We start from the raw sequence: 13,286 nt of genomic DNA on the forward strand, positions 1-13,286 counted from the left end.
CTCGGTCCGGGGGAGGGGAGTCTCGGCGTGCAGCAACATGTGCCCGTACCGACCGCTGAGAGCAGCGCGCTGCCCACCTCCGAGGCCGTCGCCGAGGCGGGGGACGCGGGGCGGTCCGCCGACGGCGGCCGCAGACCCCGGCGGGTCCGGTGGCGTCTGCCGGACGCCGGCCTGGTGTCGCTGCTGCTGGCCGCCGCGCTGTGGTGCTACGCGCTGCCCCGCATCGGCTTCCGGGAGATGGGCGACTACGGTCTGCTGGACCGCCTGCCGGTCGCCTACCACCTGTCCCTGCTGGTCCTGACGGCCGGTTTCGTGCTCACGCTGCGGCGGGCGGGCACCGCGCCCTGGTGGCCGGCCGCGCACTGTGCCGCGCTGCTGTTCGCGCTGAAGGCACCGCCGGCGGTGCTGTACGACGCCGTGCGCTACCCGTGGGCGTCCAAGCACGACGCCGTCGTCGACACGCTGCTCGCCAACGGTGAACTGCGGCCCGGCGCCGCACTGTCCGGCAACATGTCCGCGTACGACCAGTGGCCGGGCTTCTTCACGCTCAACGCCGGGCTGGTGCGCGCCTTCGGCGTGGAGAGCGCCGCCACGTACGCCAACTGGGCACCGATCGTCCTCGGCCTGCTGATGATGCCGGTGCTCGTGCTGATCTACCGCACCTTCTGCCAGGACTGGCGGCTGGTGTGGACCGCCGTGTGGATCTTCCAGCTCGCCAACTGGGTGGGACAGGACTACTTCGCGCCGCAGGGGCTCGCCTACCTGCTGCACCTGACGGTCATCGCGGTGGTGCTGCGGCACTTCGTGCGACCCGGCTCCGCCGGGCGGCTGCGCGACCGCACCTTCCTCGACCCGGCCGCCGCCACCGTGCCGCCGCCCACGGGGAACCGGCAGCGCGCGGTGTGCGTGGTGGTCCTCGCGCCGCTGATCGCCGCCGTCAACGCCACGCACCAGCTCACCCCGGTGATGCTCTGCATCTGCCTGTTCGCGCTCACCCTGACGCGCCGCTACCGCAACTACGGGCTGCTGGCCGTCGCCGCGCTGCTGATGCTCGTCTGGGACCTGACCATGGGGCGGCCGCTGTTCGTCGAGACGCTCTCCACCCTCAAGGAGTCGATCGGCGACCTCACGCAGAACTCCCGCGCCGGATACGCCGGCCAGCTCACCGGTCCCGGGCCCGAACTTGCCGGGACGGCCAACGTGCTGATGGTGCTGGCGGTCGCCGCGCTCGCCGGGGTCGCGCTGCTGCTGCGGCGCCGGCTGGTCCGCAGCGCGCTGCCGCTGCTGCTGGTGTCCGCCGCCCCGGTCCCGCTGTTCGCCGTGAACGACTACGGCGGCGAAATGCTCTTCCGCGTCTACCTGTTCGGGCTGCCCGGCGCGGCCTTCTTCGCCGCGGCCGCACTGGTGCCCGCCGCCGCGGGAAAACGCCGCGGCCGGGCCCCGGTGGCGCGGCGCCGGGTCGCGGCCGTCGCCCTGCCGGCCGTGCTGCTGGTGCTGCTGACCGGCTTCCTGCCGTCGTACTACGGCAAGGAGACGATGTACTACACGCCGCCCGAGGAGACCGCGCTGGTCGTCCGGGCCCTGGACAACGCGCCCGACGGCTCGCTGATCCTCGCCACCAGCGGTTCCTTCCCCGAGGCCCTGCACCGGTACGACCGTCTGGAGCACTGGTTCTTCGCCGAGCAGGAACTGCCCGAGAACGAGAGGATGCTGAAGGACCCGGCCGGTTACCTCGCCGACGGGATTCCGCCCGGAACCCGGGCCTACGTGATCCTCACCCGCACCCAGGACGTCTACACCGCCGGAGAGGGCCTGCTGCCCGCCGACGGATTCGAGACCCTGCGCACCGCACTGTCCGCCTCACCGCTCTTCCGGACCGTCGAAAGCCACTCCTACGGCGTCGTCCTGGAGTACCGCCCGGCCGCCCGAGGAACGACCACAAGGTGATCAAGTGACGTTGAAGGCCCGCCCGTTGTGTCCGGTCCGTCAGATCCGTCAGATCCATCAGGTCCGTCAGGTCCGTCAGATCCGTCCGGTCCATCAGGTCCGTCAGGTCCGTCAGGTCCGTCAGGTCCGCCGATGAACACCACCGACTCCGCGCGCTCCAGCCGCAGCCGACAGGGCGCTGCCGCCGCCGGTGCGGTCCGCGTCACGAAAGGCGTCCCGACGACCGGGACGTACCTGAGAGTCCTCGTCGCTGCGTCGGGCTGGCTCGCGCTCGCCGCGACCGCCCTGCCCGGCCCGTCACCGCTGCGCTGGATCCCGGTGCTGCTCTTCACCCTGTTCGGTCCGGGCTGCGCGGCGCTGTATCCGCAGCCGGGCGGGCTGGCCGCCGGCGCCCGACTGGAGGCCGTCGCGCTCGCCGCGCCGGTCAGTCTGTCGCTCGGTGTCCTCACCGCCACCTCGCTGTTCCTGGTGGAGGGGTTCTCGACGACCGCGTTCCTCGTCGCGCTCGCCGTGTTCACCACCGTCGTCGCGGCCCTGCCGGGACTGCCGCTGCCCGCGGCCCGGCGCGGCGCGGTGGAACGCACCCGACGCGGGCCCGGCGACGGCGGTGACGCATGACGGGCCCGCGCCGGCGGAGCGAGCCGGGCGGACGGGCCGGACGGCGCGGCCGCACGGCGGCGCTGCTGGTGACGGTCGCCGCGCTGCTCGCCGGGCTCGGCTTCTGGGCCGGGCGTTCCGGCGACGCGGGGCCCTCCGGCCGGGGCCTGCCCGCGAACGCGGCCTCCGGAGAGGTGCCCACCGGCCCCTGCGCGCCCACCGGAACCCTGGTTCCGCCGTGCGGCGCGTGGTGGGGCGCGTATGTGCCGTACGCGGCGAACGGCTCGCTCAAGGACGCCGTGCTCGGCTTCGAGAAGAAGATCGGCCGCAAGCTCGATCTCGTCTACAACTACCACGACATGTCGGGCACCGAGCTCGACGGGCAGCTGCTCACCCCCGACGAGCAGGAACTCGGCAGGGACCGGCTGCTCATGCTGGCCTGGGAGTCCACGATCTGGACCGAGCCGCACCACGAGAACTGGACGGAGACCCAGCTGGGCTGGCGGAACATCGCCTCCGGGAAGCACGACGAGGAGATCCTCGACCCGCAGATCCGACGCATCAAGGCCTACGGCAAACGCGTCTTCCTCTCCTTCGACCAGGAGACCGACGCCCGCATCAAGGAAGGCGCCGGCACGCCCGAGGAGTTCGTCGCGGCGTACCGGCACCTGCACGACCGGTTCCGGGAACTGGGGGCCGACAACGTCGTGTGGGTGTGGACCGTCTCCGGCTACCTCGGCAGCGCGAAGGAGATGAAGGCCCTCTACCCCGGCGACGAGTACGTCGACTGGATCGCCATGGACCAGTACAACTACTACGGCTGTCACGACACCACCGACTGGAAGGACTTCCTGCGCAGCCAGCAGCCCAGCTACGAGTGGCTGCGCGCGAACGTCTCCGACAGCAAGCCGGTGATGCTCGCCGAGTTCGCCACCGCGCCCGACGCCGACGATCCGCGGCGCCAGCGCGACTGGTACGCGCAGATCCCCGACGTCGTGGAGCAGCTCCCGGAGGTGAAGGCCCTGGTCCACTGGAACCGGCCGACCTCCGAGGACCCCGCGTGCGATCTGACCGTCAACGACGGGCCGGGGCTGGAGGGTTACCGGGAGGCGGGCAAGGACGGGTACTTCCAGCAGCCGGTGCCGCCGCGGTAGGGGGCGTGAGGGTGCTCTCGCCGGGTCGCAGGCCGCACCCCTTCGACCCGGCGGGAACCGCCCGGATCGCCCAGTGACCGGGGGCGCTCAGTCACCCGGACGCCAGTGACCTGGGCGGTCAGTGGCGGGACGCCAGTGACCTGGGACGCCGGGTGCCCGGGCGGTCAGTGACCGGGAGGCAGAGACCCGGGCGGGCGGTCGGTGACCGGTTCGCCAGCGGCCCGGGACGCCAGTGGGCGGGGACTCCAGTGGGCGGGGACTCCAGCGGCCCGCGGCCCCAGCGGCCCGGGACTCCAGTGGGCCGGGACGCCAGCGGCCCGCGGCCCACAGCGGCCCCAGCGGCCCGGGACGCCACTGGGCCGGGACGCCAGTGGCCCGGCGCGCCAGTGGGCCGGGACGCCGGGTGCCCGGGCGGTCAGTGGCCGGGTGGGTCGTCGCGTGCGCCGTGGCGTGCGGGCGTGGGCCACAGCGCCGGTATCGCCCGGCTGAGCAGCAGCACCCCCAGGAGCGCCACCAACAGCGGCGGCGCGACCGGCGCGAGCGCCTGCCGGAACACCCAGCCGGCCACCGCGACGAGATAGAGCACGCCCCAGCGGACCGGCGGCGTCAGACGCCCGGCCGCGCGGGCGAGCAGCAGCCACAGCGGTACGAGGCACAGCAGGTGGCACAGCACGGGGATCCAGCGCAGGACAGGGCCCGGATCGGACAGTCCCACGGTCTCCGTGAGGAGGCGGGCCGCGCCGGAGTACAGCGCCCCGTCCACCGTTCCCGGCCGCCACCCGAGGACGGCCGGCGCGGCGTGCAGGGCGACCAGGGCGGAGGCCAGCGCCGTACCGGGGAGCCAGGGCACCGGGCGTGCGCACAACGTCACCGAGGCGACGAAGATGAGGAGCAGCGCACCGCCCGCGATCAGTGCGGACAGCGGCAGGCCGTCGAGCAGCAGACGTCCCGCGGGCTCGCCGTCGCCGGCACCGGGCTCCCGGGACCGTCCGCGCAACGAGAACCAGAAGCCGACGGTCGCGAGGCCGAGCAGCGCCCACAGGACCCGCGCTCCGTACGGTTCGCGGTCCGGGGCCGGGCTCGGGGACAGGGACAGGGACAGGGCCGGGGCCGGGGCCTCCGGGATCGGGTCAGGGTGCCGGTTCGAGATCGGGCTCGGCTCCGGGTCCGGCTCCGGGTCCGACTTCGGGGCCGGGTCCGACTTCGGGGCCGGCTCCGGGACCACGGGTGCCCCCTGCGGCCCCTCCCTGCCGTCGTCCTCCCCCTGCCCTTCCCGGACCGCCCGTTCGTCCGACCCGTCCCGCCGGTCCAGCCCTTCCCGGACCGCCCGTTCGTCCGGCCCGTCCGGGTCCTGTGGACGCACGATGAACGCCACCGTGTCCGCGTGGAGCGCCTCCGGTTCGTAGCCGGGACGGCCGATGAACAACGTGACGGTGTCCCCGTCACCGTCCCTGTCCCCGTCCTCCGTGTCCTCGTGACCGTCCCCGCCTTCCCGGTCCCGGCGCTCGTACGCCGCCCGGCGTGCCCATCCCGTGCCGTACCCCGCGGTGCCGTTCGACCGGGCCCAGCGGGTGCCGTAGTCGGACGCGGCGGCGGAGGGACGGTCCACGGGTCCGCCGGTGCGGTCGCGCAGCGCCGAGCGCAGCCCGAACACCGAGACGGCGGCGACCAGCGTCATGCTGATCAGCACCGCCCAGCCGGCGCCCGCGATGCCCGCCGGCGTGAACAGGACGGCCGCGCTGCCCAGCACCAGCACGCACATCGTCCCCTGGAGTGCCGCGAGCACACCGGTGCGCCCCTGTACGCGCAGCACGCCGATGTACAGCTCCACCACCACCCGGGGCAGCGCCCCGAGGGCCAGCAGTCGCAGTACGGCCGAGCCGTGCTCGGCGTAGTCCGCGCTGAACGGCGTGAGGATCTGCGGGGCGAAGACGACCAGCACCGCGACGACCGGCACCAGCAGCAGCGTCATCCGGCGCAGCGCCCCCCGCACCCCGTCGGCGAGCTGCCGCGGGTCGTGCGAGGCGTGGGCGGTGAGCGAGGAGGCCATGTTGATGGCCATGAACTCCATCGTGCCGCCGACGGTGTACGCGACGTAGAAGTAGCCGTTCTCCGCGGCGGAGAAGCGGACGGCGACCATCACCGGCAGCAGGTTGATCATCGCCAGGCTGAACAGGGCGCCGAGCGAGTCGCCCGCCAGGAAGCGGCCCATGCTGCGCAGGCCGGGCGGTTCCACGTCGCGGTCGGCGGCGGCCTGGCGCGGGATGAGCCGGCGGAAGATCAGCCAGCCGAGCGGGAGCGTGGAGAACGCGATGGCCACGGCCCAGGACACGAAGATGCCCAGCACCGGCAGCGCGCTCGCGAATACGGCCAGCAGGGCCAGCTTGCCGAGGGAGAACACCGCGTTGCCGGCCGGCACCCACTCGGCCTTGCGCAGTCCGGTGAGCACCCCGTCCTGGAGCGTCAGCAGCGCCCAGGCCACGCACGCCGCGACGAACAGCGCCCCGGCCAGCGGTGTGCCGAGCGGTTCGTAGGAGGCGCCCCACTGGTCGAGGGTGAGCAGGAAGACGCCCGCGGCCAGGGCGACGACCAGCGAACTCGCCCCGTACACGCCCCACACCAGGCGCGCCGTCTCGCGGCCGGCGCGCGGCACGAAGCGGACCACGGCGCCGATCATGGTGGTGGCGGTGATGCTGGCGAGGAGGCGCATCGCGGCGATCGCGGCGGAGCCCTGGCCGACGGCGTCCTCGGAGTAGTAGCGGGCGGCCACCAGCCAGAAGCCCAGGCCCAGGACGGCGGAGACACCCGTGCTGAGCATCAGGAAGTAGGCGTTCTTGAACAGCGAGTCGTGGCCCGGGGTGTTCTTCTCGGGGCGGGGCCCGTCGGCGGCGCGTGCCCGGGCGGGCTCCTGCACCTGGATGTCAGTCACGGGACGGCCCCGGTCCGTTCGCCGTCGCGCCGGGCCGGGCGAGGCCCCGCGGCAGGTCGGCGGGCCGTGCGCCGGAGCGCTCCAGCACCTCCACGGCCTCCCGCGCCCGCAGCGGGTCGACCGGCAGCGCGTGCCGCGCGAACCAGCGGGCCGCCTCGGGTGCGGGCGACGGGTCGGTGAACTCCTCGCCCGCGTAGTCGTCCAGCGGCGGGTCGTAGAGGTAGCCGACGACGATGCCGCGCCGGGCCAGGGCCGCGATCGCCGCGTCCCGGTCGGCCACCAGCAGCGGCACCCGGAACAGCGGCTGTGCCCGGCCGTGCTCCGGCGGCCGTGCCCACCGGGTGGACCACAGCAGTTCGGTGCCTTCCCGGGACGCCTCCAGCACCTCGTCCAGCCGTCCGAGGCAGCGGCGGACGCGGCGCAGCCGCAGCGGTCCCGAGGTCTGGCGGTAGGTGTGCATGTCGACGCGGACCCAGGGGTCGTGCGCGGTCAGGTCCGGTGCCGCGCGCACGGCTCCGGCCAGCGCCTCGGGTCTCAGCGGCATCCTGATCCCGTCGCGCTCCGCCAGCCCCAGCAGTCCCAGCGTGGCCCAGGCGGCCCGTCTGAGGCCCAGCCGCCGCACGGCCGCCTCGGCGTACGGGCGTACCGCGTGGGCGAGTTCGGATGCCGTGCGGCTCGGGGTGAGCAGGGCGTCGCGGGTGTCGCGCAGCGTCTCGCGCAGCTCCGGGTCGGCGACGGACAGAATGCCTCCCGTCTGGGCGCCGACGTGCTTGGAAAGGCTGAAAACCGATGCGTCGCCCCAGGCTCCGACCGGCCGCCCGCCGACCTCGCTGCCGATGGCGTGCGCCGCGTCCTCGAACAGCGGGATGCCCAACGCGTCGCAGCGGGCCCGCAGTTCGGGCGCCGGGTCGGGGTTGCCGTACAGGTTGGTGGTCAGTACGGCGGAGAGCGTGCCCCAGGTCTCCTCGGGCACGGCGGCGACGTCGATGGACGCGTCGAGCGGGTTCAGCGGCGCCTGCACCGGGCGCAGGCCGGCCGCCAGCACCACGAAGAAGATGACGTCGTCGTTGACCGGCGACATCAGGACTCTGCCGCCCGGCGGGCACCAGTGGCGCAGCGCCACGAACAGCCCCAGCCTGCACGACGGTACGTACACGCATTCCCGGCCGAGCCGGCCGCGCATGGTCTCCTCCAGCCCGTTCGGCTGTGACCCGCGGCGTGCCGAACCCGAACCGGCCTCCCCCATGACCATCCGCCCCCCTGTGTGCCATCGGAACGCCACCTCCCCGAGGCCTTCCGGCACCCGCCCAGAGTCGCCCTGTTCGCACCGCTCCGTCAAGATTGCACGGCGTCCTGTGGATAACTTCCGGTACGCAAGGGGAAGTGGCGCATGTCGCCCGCGCGCCCGGGTGTGCGCCGCCCACGGGCCACCTGCCGCCACCGCGCCGCCGGTCCGGCTCTGCACAAGACGGCCATGTCACCCGTAACGTGTGGCACGGCCACGAACACGTGGAACACCCGCGAGCACCTGCGCACCCGAAAGCGAGGCAGCACCCGATGCCCCCCTTCGATGTCCCCGAGGGCGATCCCTTCGGCCCGCACAACCTGCCGTACGGCGTGTTCTCGCCCCCCGGCTCGTCGGAGCGGACCGTGGGCGTCCGGCTCGGCGACCACGTCCTCGACGCCGGTGCGGCGGCGCACGCCCTGGGCTCCCCGTACGCCTCCCTGCTCGCCCGCCCGAGCCTCGACGCGCTGCTGGCCGCGGGCCGTACGGCGTGGTCGGACGTGCGGCGCGCGCTCACGGCGTGGGTGACGGTCCCGGCGCACCGGGAGACCGTCGAGCCGCTGTTCCACCCGCTGTCCGAGGTGACCCTGCACCTGCCTTTCGCGGTGGCGGACTACGTCGACTTCTACGCCTCGGAGAACCACGCCCGCAACGTCGGCCGGATGTTCCGCCCCGACGCGCCCGACTCCCTGACGCCCAACTGGAAGCACCTGCCGATCGGTTACCACGGCCGCTCCGGCACGGTCGTGGTGTCCGGCACCGACGTGGTGCGCCCCTCGGGCCAGCGCAAGGCGCCCGCGGACCCGGCGCCGGTGTTCGGGCCGTCGGTGCGGCTGGACATCGAGGCGGAGGTCGGCTTCGTGGTCGGTGTGCCGTCCGAGCTGGGCCGGCCGGTGCCGCTGGGCAGCTTCCGCGACCACGTGTTCGGTCTCTGCCTCCTCAACGACTGGTCCGCGCGCGACGTCCAGGCCTGGGAGTACGTGCCCCTCGGCCCGTTCCTCGGCAAGTCCTTCGCCACCTCGGTGTCGGCGTGGATCACGCCGCTGGACGCCCTGGACGAGGCGCGCGTGGCACCGCCGGAGCGCACCCACGAACTGCTGCCGTACCTGGACGACACGGGTGAGGAGCCCGGCGGCTACGACCTGCGGATCAGCGTCGCCGTCAACGGCCACGTCGTCTCCGAGCCGCCCTTCTCCACCATGTACTGGACGGCCGCCCAGCAACTCGCCCACATGACCGTCAACGGTGCCTCGCTGCGCACCGGCGACCTGTACGGCTCCGGCACGGTGAGCGGCCCCACGGAGCGGGAGCGCGGCTCGCTGCTCGAACTGACCTGGAACGGCCGCGACCCGCTGGAACTCCCGGACGGCAAGCGGACGTTCCTGGAGGACGGCGACGTGGTGACGCTGTCCGCCTGGGCTCCGGGCCCGGACGGGGTGCGCGTCGGACTCGGCGAGGTCACGGGACGGGTGGTCCCCGCGCCCTGACCGCTTCAGCCCGGTCCCGGCCGACCGCTGACTCGCACCGCCCTTCGCCGTCATACTTGGCGTCGGGCGGTGCGTGCGTTCGCGCCGCGCGCCCCCAGCACCTCACGCACGCCCCAGCACGACCCCGAGCCTGACCTCTTCCGAGAAGATCCGGAGCCCGTGGCATGACCGTCTGCCTGCTCCTGCTGAGCGTCGTCGCCGTGACGGCCGCCGTGCCCGTCCCCCGTGCGCTGACCCGCGCGAAGTGGCCCGAGCGTGAGCCCGTCGTGGGGCTGTGGGTGTGGCAGTGCCTGGTGGCCACCGTCCTGCTGTGCTGTCTGACGGCGCTCGCCCTGGGGGCCGCCGCCGTCTTCGGCACCGTCCGCGCCCAGTTGTTCGCCCCGGCACCGCCCGCGGTCACCGCCGCGTACGACCTGTCCGCCGCGCCCGCCTGGGCGACCGCCCTGACCGTGCTGCTGGCCTGCGGGGCGGCCTGGACGACGGCGATGCTCGGGCGGGAGCTGGTCGAGGCCCGCCGCCGGCGCGCCCAGGCCCGGGCGCACCTGCGGGAGCGCGCCCCCGAGCTGCCCGCCGGGCTCCCCTCGGGCCGCGGCCCCCTGCTGGTGCTGGAGGACGAGTACCCCGACGCCTGGTGGATGCCGGGCAGCCCGCCCCAGCTGATCGTCACCACCGGCGCGCTGCAGCGCCTCACCGACCACCAGCTGGACGCCGTCCTGACGCACGAGCGCGGTCACGCCCGCGCCCGCCACGACTGGCTGCTCCACCTCTCCACGGCCCTGGCCACCGGTTTTCCGCGGATCCCGCTGTTCGCCCACTTCTGCGACCAGACCCACCGCCTGGTCGAGCTGTCCGCCGACGACACCGCCTCCCGTCGCTGCGGCCACCTGACGACGGCCCTGGCGCTGATCGAGCTCAACCAGCACCGGGGCGTGCTGTCCTGCGCGTCCAGCCATCGGCTGCTCGGCGAACGCGTCGACCGCCTCCTGGAGCCGCCGCCGCGCCTCGGCTTCCACCACCGCGCCCTGACGACGACGGCCGCGGCACTCGTCCCGCTGCTGCCGCTGCTGATCACGTTCGCGCCGGGACTGACGGCGTTGCCGTGACCGCCGCGCGGCACCGGCCGGACGGCCGCGCGGGCCCGCCCCAACGTGGCTTTGATCATGCTGTCCAGTGATGATCATCAAAGGTAGCTTGTGCGTCTGTGAACGACACTCAGCTCTCTCCCCCACACGCCGTGCCGGACGAACTCGCCACCGCGCTGTTCGGTGGCGGCGCCGCTGAACTCCACCACCCCTGGAAGCGGTTGTTCGGCTCCGAACCCTTCGCCTACCAGGAGGGACTCGCCCACGAGGAACGCATCCGGCTGTCCTACGAGCGTCTGCGTCTGATCAATCGCGCCGTCGACGACCCGCTGGCCTTCGCCTGCGAACCCGCCGCGCTGAGCGCGATGCACGAGTGGGCCGGCGTCGTCGACGCCGGCATGGCGACCTGCGCCAGCATCCACTACAACTTATTCCTCGGCAGCCTCCTCGATCACGACCACGAGGATCGGGATCTGGCCGCGTACGCGCGGATGTCCCGCGTCGGCACCTTCCTGTGCACCGAACTCGCCCACGGCAACGACGCCGCCCAGATGGAGACCACCTGCACCTTCGACCGGGCCACCGGAGGTTTCGTCCTCCACACCCCCCGCCCCGAGGCCTGTAAGTGGATGCCCAACACCAGTCCCGTCGGCGGGCCCAAGGACGCCGTGGTCGCCGCCCGCCTCCTCGTCGACGACCGCGACCTGGGCGTGTTCCTGTTCCTCACGCCCTTGCACGACGCCGACGGCACGCCGCTGCCCGGCAGAGAGATACGCCGGCTGGCCCGGACCGCCAGCAGCCCCGTCGACCACTGCGCCACCAGCTTCCACCAGGTCCCGCTGCCCTACACCGCGCTGCTCCAGGGCGACCACGGACGCCTCACCCGTGACGGGCACTTCACCAGCAGCCTCGGCAGCCCCCGCAAGCGGTTCCTGCGCTCCATCAGCCGCGTCACCATGGGCAAGCTCTGCATGAGCGCCTACAGCCTCGGCACCACCCGCCACGCGCTGACCGTCGCCGTCCGGCACGCCCACAACCGCCACACCTCCGGCATGACCGGCGGGCAGAAGGTGCCGCTGTTCGCGCACCGCAGCCACCACGCGCCGCTGCTGGAGGCCACCGCCACCGCCTACGCCGCCACGCTCCTGCAGCGCGGCGTCACCCAGCAGTGGGCCGACGCCACCGACGACGACATGGAGGACCGCGAGCGGCTCGTCGCCGTCGCCAAGGGGTGGATCACCTGGCAGGCCCGCGCCATCATGACCGAGTGCCGCGAACGCTGCGGCGCCCAGGGCCTGATCCTGGCCAACGGGATCGCCGGCCAGCTCGCCGCCAACGAAGGCACCATCACCGCCGAGGGCGACAACAAGGTGATCTGGGTCAAGGCAGCGGGCGAGATGCTGCTCGGCGGCCTCGCGCTCAAGCCGCCCAGCGAGATCCCGCCCGAGCAGCGCCCGCTGACCGACCCGCAGCACCTCCAGGACCTGCTCGCGGACATCGAGCGGATCTGGCACGAGCGGGCCCGCACCCGGCTCCGCACCGGGCGGGCCCCCTCACCCCTGGCGCGGTGGAACGCGACCGTCACCCCCGCGCTCGAACTCGTCGACGCACACGCCCACCGCCTGGCCGGCCAGGCGCTGTCCGACGCGGCCGACCGGGCGGTCGCCGCGCAGGCCCGGCACCTCCTCACCGATCTGCACCGGCTGTTCGCGCTGCGCCGGGTCGCCGCGCACAGCGGTGACCTGCTGGCCCAGGGGCGGATCACCGCGGACCAGGTCCAGCAGCTGCCCGAGGCCGTTGACAACGTAGTCACGGCGCTGGAGCCCCACGCGCTGACGCTGGTCGAAGGGTTCGACGTGCCGGAGGAACTGCTGCACAGCCACCCCGTGCTGCACGCCGCGAGCGCCTGAGCACCCGAACACCCCGCCTCCCGAACGGTGTTGTGCACGTCCCGGTGCCGCCCGCCGCCTCCTGGCCGGTCAGTGGTACAGGGCACGGTGGCAGGTGTGACCGAACCCCTGGCCGGCGCTGAGGACGTGCACGATGCGGCCGCAGAAGTCGCGGTAGTCGGCCCGCTGGGCCTCATCGAGGGTCAGGACGGTGACCGGTCCGGCGGGCGAGGCCCGCTGGACGACGCTCAACAGGCGCCTGGGGGCGCTGAGTTCCATCACCTCCAGTGCGCGCCGGAAGCCGTCGACGAGGTCCGGCCCCTGGGCGGCCAGCTCGTCGAGAGCCTCCGCCAACGGGCCGTCGGTACTGCGCTGCGCTTCGCACAGCATCGTGCAGCAGGCCCGCAGGGTGCGCAGATGACCGAGGGGCAGGTGCATGGTGTACAGGCTGGGCAGCTCACCGCCGTGGGGGTCGTGGAGGACGTAGCCCGCGGTGGTGTGCTGCCCGGGGCGGGCCGTCGCGGTCGTCTCCGGCCACCGCAGGGGCGGTGGCAGGCACTGCCGGATGCGGTCCCAGCTGTCGTAGGCGGTGCGGATGAGCTTGGCCTGGGCCCTGTCGAGGTCGTACAGGTAGAAGTAGTACAGGTGGTGCAGCAAGGGCTGCTCGATCGCAGTGAACCTGCTGAGGAACACCGGGTCGTCGGGTACCAGGATCTGCATCGCGCATCCTTCTGCTCATCAACGGTGCAGGTGGTCGGGCGCCGGGTTCGAACAGGGTGGTGAGGACGACGGCTCCGGGGACGGGGCCGGCGGGATCCGGCTTCCGTCCTCGCGCGGGGGCGCGGTGAGTGGGTGGTGTCGTCCGTACCGTGGTGGGGCTCAGTGATCCGCCGCAGGCACACCTCGCGCACGGCAG

Annotated in this window: 9 protein-coding genes; 6 read left to right on the top strand and 3 right to left on the bottom strand. The window is 73.5% G+C overall.

Annotation, left to right across the window (positions count from 1 at the left end):
* Positions 1–27: 27 nt before the first annotated feature.
* The 3 genes from FGW31_RS14090 (at position 28) to FGW31_RS14100 (ending at position 3,698) form a co-directional block, all read left to right on the top strand.
* On the top strand, positions 28–1,947 hold the full coding sequence (locus FGW31_RS14090; protein ID WP_233288643.1) for a hypothetical protein: 1,920 nt from the start codon (positions 28–30) through the stop codon (positions 1,945–1,947).
* Positions 1,948–2,079: 132 nt separating this feature from the next.
* Positions 2,080–2,565 (top strand): hypothetical protein, encoded by a 486-nt coding sequence (locus FGW31_RS14095; protein ID WP_233288642.1) that lies wholly within the window; start codon positions 2,080–2,082, stop codon positions 2,563–2,565.
* Positions 2,562–3,698, top strand: a complete 1,137-nt coding sequence (locus FGW31_RS14100; protein WP_142193758.1) for a glycoside hydrolase family 26 protein — start codon at positions 2,562–2,564, stop codon at positions 3,696–3,698. Before FGW31_RS14095 ends, FGW31_RS14100 begins: the two co-directional genes overlap by 4 nt.
* A gap of 415 nt (positions 3,699–4,113) precedes the next feature.
* Here the strand turns inward: FGW31_RS14100 and FGW31_RS14105 are convergent, their stop codons facing one another.
* A complete protein-coding gene (locus FGW31_RS14105; protein WP_142193759.1) occupies positions 4,114–6,627 on the bottom strand; it encodes a lipopolysaccharide biosynthesis protein in 2,514 nt (837 codons plus the stop codon).
* Entirely contained in the window at positions 6,620–7,879 is a 1,260-nt protein-coding gene (locus FGW31_RS14110; protein ID WP_142193760.1) for a DegT/DnrJ/EryC1/StrS family aminotransferase, read from the bottom strand. Before FGW31_RS14110 ends, FGW31_RS14105 begins: the two co-directional genes overlap by 8 nt.
* Positions 7,880–8,184: 305 nt before the next feature.
* On the opposite strand from FGW31_RS14110, the gene fahA reads away from it, so the two are divergent.
* The 3 genes from fahA (at position 8,185) to FGW31_RS14125 (ending at position 12,391) form a co-directional block, all read left to right on the top strand.
* Positions 8,185–9,399, top strand: coding sequence for a fumarylacetoacetase (gene fahA, locus FGW31_RS14115; RefSeq protein ID WP_142193761.1), 1,215 nt, complete (start codon positions 8,185–8,187; stop codon positions 9,397–9,399).
* A gap of 164 nt (positions 9,400–9,563) precedes the next feature.
* Positions 9,564–10,502: a M56 family metallopeptidase gene (locus tag FGW31_RS14120; RefSeq protein ID WP_142193762.1), complete on the top strand. Its 939-nt coding sequence runs from the start codon at positions 9,564–9,566 to the stop codon at positions 10,500–10,502.
* Between the two features lie 98 nt (positions 10,503–10,600).
* Positions 10,601–12,391: an acyl-CoA dehydrogenase family protein gene (locus tag FGW31_RS14125; RefSeq protein ID WP_142193763.1), complete on the top strand. Its 1,791-nt coding sequence runs from the start codon at positions 10,601–10,603 to the stop codon at positions 12,389–12,391.
* A gap of 69 nt (positions 12,392–12,460) precedes the next feature.
* Here FGW31_RS14125 and FGW31_RS14130 read toward each other — a convergent pair whose 3' ends face one another.
* Positions 12,461–13,090, bottom strand: coding sequence for a hypothetical protein (locus FGW31_RS14130; protein WP_142193764.1), 630 nt, complete (start codon positions 13,088–13,090; stop codon positions 12,461–12,463).
* Positions 13,091–13,286 lie beyond the last annotated feature (196 nt).

Source organism: Streptomyces calvus (assembly GCF_006782915.1).
Lineage (GTDB): Bacteria > Actinomycetota > Actinomycetes > Streptomycetales > Streptomycetaceae > Streptomyces > Streptomyces calvus.